This is a genomic window from Ruegeria sp. AK4, from assembly GCF_056541025.1.
Genome location: NZ_JBQFXS010000054.1, coordinates 1 through 4,535, shown reverse-complemented (window position 1 = coordinate 4,535; position 4,535 = coordinate 1). Strand labels below are relative to the sequence as shown.

Sequence of the window (4,535 nt, the reverse complement as noted above, 5' to 3'; positions counted from 1 at the left end):
CAGCCAGTTATCGACACATCGCCAAAGGTCTCGGACGAGGTTCGCAAGACCACCTGCTACATGTGCGCCTGTCGGTGCGGCATCAACGTTCACATGAAAGACGGCAAGGTCGCCTATATCGAGGGCAACCGGGACCATCCGGTGAACAAAGGCGTGCTGTGCGCCAAGGGCAGCGCCGGGATCATGCAGGTCAACGCGCCGTCTCGGCTGCGCAAACCTCTGCGCCGTGTCGGCCCGCGCGGCTCGGGCGAGTTCCGCGAGATCGAGTGGGACGAGGCGATCAGCACCGCCGTTGGCTGGCTGAACGAATTACACGAAACCGCGCCGCACAAGCTGGCCTTTTTCACCGGCCGCGATCAAAGCCAGAGCTTCACCAGTTTCTGGGCGCAGAATTTCGGCACCCCGAACTACGCGGCCCATGGCGGGTTCTGCTCGGTCAACATGGCGGCGGGCGGCATCTACACGATGGGCGGGGCGTTCTGGGAATTCGGCCAGCCCGACTGGGATCACACCAAGCTGTTCATGCTGTTCGGCGTGGCCGAGGACCATGACAGCAACCCGATCAAGATGGGCATCGGCAAGATCAAGGCGCGCGGCGCGCGGGTGATCGGGGTGAACCCGATCCGCTCTGGCTATAATGCCGTGGCTGACGATTGGGTCGGGATCACGCCGGGCACCGACGGGCTGTTCATCCTGTCGCTGATCCACGTGCTGATGAAAGCGGGCAAGATCGATCTGGATTATCTCAGCCGCTACACCAATGCCCCTGTTCTGGTGAACGCCGCCGAAGGCCCGGAAAAGGGCTTGTTCCTGCGGGATGCCGACGGCAAACCACTGGTCATCGACCGCGCCACCGGCGAACCCACCGCCTTCGACAAACCCGGCGTCCGCCCGGATCTGTCGGCCACCTACGAAGAAGACGGCATCACCCATCGCCCGGTCTTTCACCTGATGGCCGAAAAGTACCTCAGCGACGAGCACGCGCCCGAGGCGGTCGCCGACCGCTGTGGCATTCCCGCCAAACGCATTCGCGCCATCGCCGCTGAAATCGCCCGCGTGGCCTTTGACGAAGCCATCGAGCTGGACCACGAATGGACTGACTTCCGGGGCGAAAAACACAGCAAAATGACAGGCCGCCCGGTCAGCTTCCACGCCATGCGCGGCATCTCGGCCCATGCCAACGGGTTCCAGACCTGCCGCGCCCTGCACGTGCTGCAAATCCTGCTGGGCACGGTCGAGGTTCCCGGCGGCTTCCGGTTCAAACCTCCCTATCCCAAACCGGTCGAGGCACACCCCTCTCCCCATGGCCGCCGCCGTCCGGGCCGGCCGTTGAACGGACCCCATCTGGGCTTCCCGCAGGGCCCCGAGGACCTGCTGCTGGATGACAATGGAAACCCGCTGCGCATCGACAAGGCCTTTACCTGGGAAAACCCGATGTCGGCCCACGGGCTGATGCATATGGTGATCTCGAACGCCGCCGCGGGCGATCCGTACAAGATCGACACCCTGTTCATGTACATGGCGAACATGTCGTGGAACTCGTCCATGAACACCAAGGGCGTGATGGAGATGCTGACCGCCAAGACCGAAGACGGCAAATATGTCATCCCGAACATCATCTATTCCGATGCCTATTCGTCCGAGATGGTCGCCTATGCCGATCTGGTCCTGCCGGACACCACCTATCTGGAACGGCATGACTGTATCTCGCTGCTGGACCGCCCGATCTGCGAGGCCGACGCCGCCGCCGACGCGATCCGCTGGCCGGTGATCGAACCCGACCGGGACGTACGCGGCTTCCAGTCGGTGCTGATCGAACTGGCCAACCGCATGAGCCTGCCGGGCTTCACCAAGGAAGATGGCAGCCCGAAATGGAAGGACTATGCCGATTACATCGTCAACCACGAACGGCGCCCGGGCATCGGCCCGCTGGCGGGTTTCCGTGGTCCGGACGGCGACAAGGAAGGCCGGGGCGAGGTCAACCCCGAGCAGCTGAACCGCTACATCGACAATGGCGGTTTCTACGTGGCCCATATCCCCGAAGGCGCGGATTACTACAAACCCTGGAACACCGCCTATCAGGACTGGGCCGTGGGCATGGGCATCTATGACAGCCCGCAGCCCTATCTGTTCCAGCTCTATTCCGAACCGATGCGCCGGTTCCAGCTGGCGGCCGAAGGCCATGGCGACGTTCAGCCCCCCGAACATCTGCGCCAGCGGATCAGGGACAAGATGGACCCGATGCCGATCTGGTACGAAACCGACCAGCAGGGCAACGAAGGCTTCACCGTCAACGCCCTGACCCAGCGTCCGATGGCGATGTATCACAGCTGGGGCACCCAGAACGCATGGCTGCGCCAGCTGCACGGGCGCAACCCGCTTTACGTGCCGACCAAACTGATGCGCGAACACGGGCTACAGGATGGCGACTGGGCCAAGGTCAGCTCGCCGCACGGCGAAATCACGGTGCCGGTAATGGAAATGGCGGCGCTGAACAGCAATACCGTCTGGACATGGAACGCCATCGGCAAACGCAAAGGCGCATGGGCCCTGCAGGAAGACGCGCCCGAGGCCACCAAAGGCTTCCTGCTCAACCACCTGATCCATGAATTGCTGCCGCCCAAGGGCGATGGACAACGCTGGGCCAATTCCGACCCGATCACCGGCCAGGCCGCCTGGTTCGACCTGAAGGTCAAAATCGAAAAGGCCGCCCCCCCCGGCGACGCCGAAAGCCAGCCCGAATTCGGCCCGATCGAATCCCCCGTTGGCACCGGCCCGAAAGATATCGCATGGAAGGTTGGCAAATGACCCGATCCGCTCTTCATCTGGCCAAAAATATCCCGGGGAGCGCGAGGGGCTGGCCCCTCGCTCCTGCCCTCACCACCAAAGCAGAGACAAGGCAGCCATGACCCAGCTACCCCAATCCACCGAACGCAAAATGGGTCTGGTCATCGACCTGGACACCTGCGTCGGTTGCCATGCCTGCGTGATCTCCTGCAAAGGCTGGAACACCGAAAACTACGGTGCGCCCCTGTCAGATCAGGATGCCTACGGAGCGAACCCTTCGGGCACCTTCCTGAACCGGGTGCACTCGTACGAGGTGCAACCCGAACAGGGCCATGCCCAGCTGATCCACTTCCCGAAATCCTGCCTGCATTGCGAAGACGCACCCTGCGTCACCGTCTGCCCCACCGGGGCCAGCTACAAACGGGTCGAGGACGGCATCGTGCTGGTCAATGAAAGCGACTGCATCGGCTGCGGCCTCTGCGCCTGGTCCTGCCCCTATGGCGCGCGGGAACTTGATGTGGCCGAAGGGGTGATGAAGAAATGCACCCTCTGCGTCGACCGCATCTACAACGAAAACCTGCCCGAGGTGGACCGGGTGCCGTCCTGCGTGCGCACCTGCCCCGCCGGTGCCCGGCATTTCGGCGATCTGGGCGACCCTGACAGCGATGTCAGCAAGCTGGTGGCCGAGCGGGACGGTATGGACCTGATGCCCGAAATGGGCACCAAACCGGTCAACAAATACCTGCCGCCCCGGCCCAAGGATCAGGTCGAGGACCAGATCGACATTCTCGCCCCACTACTGGCCCCGGTCGCGGAAGAGCCCAAAGGCTTCCTCGGCTGGCTCGACAAGACCTTGGAGAAGCTCTGATGCATCCGGCCCCTTCTGTCATCATCTTTACAACCTTCTCCGGTCTGGGCTTCGGGCTGCTGTTTTTCCTCGGCCTCGGTCAGCCTGCGGTGACGGGCTTTGTTGCCTTCATCTTCTACGCCATCGCCTATGCGCTGGCGGTGGGCGGCCTGCTGGCCTCGACCTTTCATCTGGGACATCCCGAACGCGCCTGGAAAGCATTTAGCCAATGGAAATCCAGCTGGCTCAGCCGCGAAGGGGTCTGCGCCGTTGCCGCGCTTGTCGTCATGGGGCTTTACGCGCTGGGTGCGGTGTTTCTGGGCAGCCACTGGGCGCTGCTGGGGTGGATCGGGGCGCTGCTCAGCCTCGCCACGGTGTTTACGACCTCGATGATCTACACCCAGCTCAAGACCATTCCCCGCTGGAACATGAACCTGACGCCGGCAATGTTCCTGTCCTTCAGCCTTGCCGGCGGCGCTTTGCTGGCCGGGGCCGAAGCACTGGCCCCCTGGCTGCTGGTCCTTGCCGGCGCCGTTCAGCTTGCGTACTGGGCGAAGGGCGACGGCGCGCTGGCCCAATCCGGCACCACACTGGGCACCGCCACCGGGTTGGGCGGCCGGGGCACGGTTCGCGCCTTTGAGCCGCCGCATACGGGAACCAACTATCTGCTGCGCGAATTCGTTCACGTGGTCGGTCGCAAGCACGCGCAGAAGCTGCGGGTCATCTCGTTCGGTCTGGCGTTTGCCCTGCCGTTGCTGCTGATCCTGATCCCGGTCGCAGGTGTTGCGATCAAGCATGTCTTTGCGCTGCTGGCCGTGCTGTCGCATCTGACCGGCGTCGTGATCTCACGCTGGTTGTTCTTTGCGCAGGCGGAACATGTCGTCGGGCTGTACTACGGCAA

At 63.2% G+C, this 4,535-nt stretch carries 3 protein-coding genes; all 3 read left to right on the top strand.

The genetic code is table 11. The features are described 5' to 3' along the window. The coding region (locus tag ACR0EZ_RS25695) for a molybdopterin oxidoreductase family protein (protein WP_480617660.1) at positions 1-2,808 on the top strand (2,808 nt) is incomplete at its 5' end. A 97-nt stretch (positions 2,809-2,905) separates the two neighbouring features. Further along, on the top strand, positions 2,906-3,655 hold the full coding sequence (locus tag ACR0EZ_RS25690) for a 4Fe-4S dicluster domain-containing protein (RefSeq protein WP_480617659.1): 750 nt from the start codon (positions 2,906-2,908) through the stop codon (positions 3,653-3,655). Then, positions 3,655-4,535 (top strand): dimethyl sulfoxide reductase anchor subunit family protein (locus ACR0EZ_RS25685; protein ID WP_480617657.1); only part of this gene is annotated, 881 nt, incomplete at its 3' end. The genes ACR0EZ_RS25690 and ACR0EZ_RS25685, both read left to right, overlap by 1 nt.